Annotated in this window: 1 protein-coding gene and 1 pseudogene; both read right to left on the bottom strand. The window is 69.9% G+C overall.

Annotation, left to right across the window (positions count from 1 at the left end; translation table 11 throughout):
- A pseudogene (locus AC1D15_RS31280) lies at window positions 1–260 on the bottom strand (glutathione ABC transporter substrate-binding protein GsiB); the annotation flags it as partial.
- A 37-nt stretch (window positions 261–297) separates the two neighbouring features.
- Window positions 298–1,596: dipeptide ABC transporter ATP-binding protein (locus AC1D15_RS31275; protein ID WP_477829099.1), on the bottom strand; the 1,299-nt coding region annotated here is incomplete at its 5' end.

The following is a 1,596-nucleotide window of genomic DNA, read 5'->3' as shown; positions in this document are numbered from 1 at the left end:
GTGTAGACCAGGCCGTCCTTGCTGGCGGTGTGGCTCTCGGCCAGCACCGGCACCATCTTCATGTCCTTGTCGAAGCCGTACAGGCCCTGGTAGAACGACTTGGCGACCGCCTGCGACAGCGTGTCGTTGGCGTCGTACGGGTCGGTGGTCGTGAAGGTCGACGCGACGGCGATCGTGATGTCCTTCGCGGCCTGGGCGGCCAGCGCGGTGCCGGCCAGTGCCAGCGCGGCGGCGATTCGGGAGAGCTGTTGTCGGTTCATCGAGTACTCCTGGCTTTGAATGAGCAGAACAAGAAGATCAGAAAGCGACGCCCACCGGATGGCGGGCCACGAAGTGACCGGGTGCGACCTGCTGCAGCGGGGCCACCGTCGGCAGATCACCGACCGCGCGCACCGGGCTCGCGATCTCGTCGGACAGCAGTTCGCGCTGGCGGCGCCGCGTCGGGTCGGCCACCGGCACCGCGGCCAGCAGGCGCCGCGTGTAGGCATGCTGCGGATTCTCGAACACCGCGCGGCGCGGGCCGATCTCGACGATCTGGCCCAGGTACATCACCGCGACGCGGTGGCTGATGCGCTCCACCACCGCCATGTCGTGCGAGATGAACAGGTAGGCCATGCCGAACTCCTGCTGCAGGTCGAGCAGCAGGTTGACGATCTGCGCGCGGATCGACACGTCGAGCGCCGACACGGCCTCGTCGGCGATCACCACCTTCGGGTTCAGCGCGAGCGCGCGCGCGATCGCGATGCGCTGGCGCTGCCCGCCGGAGAACTCGTGCGGRTAGCGGTTCGCCGCCTCGGCCGGCAGGCCCACCTTCTCGAGCAGCCAGCGCACGCGCTCCTCGGCCTGCTTCTGCGGCATCAGCTTGTGGATCAGCAGCGGCTCGATCACGCTGTAGCCGACGGTCAGCCGCGGGTCGAGCGACGCGTAGGGATCCTGGAACACGAACTGGATGTCGCGGCGCAGCGCCTGCAAGGCGGCCCCTTCGAGCGGCGCGATGTCGCGCCCCGCCACCTCGACGCGGCCGGCCAGCGGCGCCACCAGCCGCGCGAGCGAGCGGCCGGTGGTCGATTTGCCGCAGCCCGATTCGCCGACCAGCGCCAGCGTCTCGCCCGCCTTCAGCTCGAAGCTGATCTGCTCGACGGCGTGCACCTGGCGCTTCACGCGGCCGAGGATGCCGCTGCGCAGCGGGAAGCGGGTGACGAGCCCCTGCACCGACAGCACCGGCGGCAGGTCGGCGCGCACGCTGTCGGGCATCGTGACCTGGTGCGTGGCGGCCACCACTTCATCGCCGGGCAGTGCGAAGCGTGCCGGCAGGTCCTGCCCTTGCATGGCCCCCAGCTGCGGCACCGCAGCCAGCAGCGCCTTCGTATACGCCTGCTGCGGCTGCGCGAACAGCGCGCGGCAGTCGCCCGATTCGATCCTGTCGCCGCGCCGCATCACCAGCACGCGGTCGGCGATCTCGGCGACCACGCCCATGTCGTGGGTGATGAAGATCACGCCCATCGACAGCTCGTGCTGCAGCTGCTGGATCAGCGCGAGGATCTGCGCCTGGATCGTCACGTCGAGCGCGGTGGTCGGCTCGTCGGCGATCAGCAG

It is taken from the genome of Rhizobacter sp. P2_H2 (assembly GCF_056403375.1).
The sequence above is the reverse complement of the archived record's forward strand: the minus strand, read 5'-3'. Positions and strand labels throughout refer to the sequence as shown.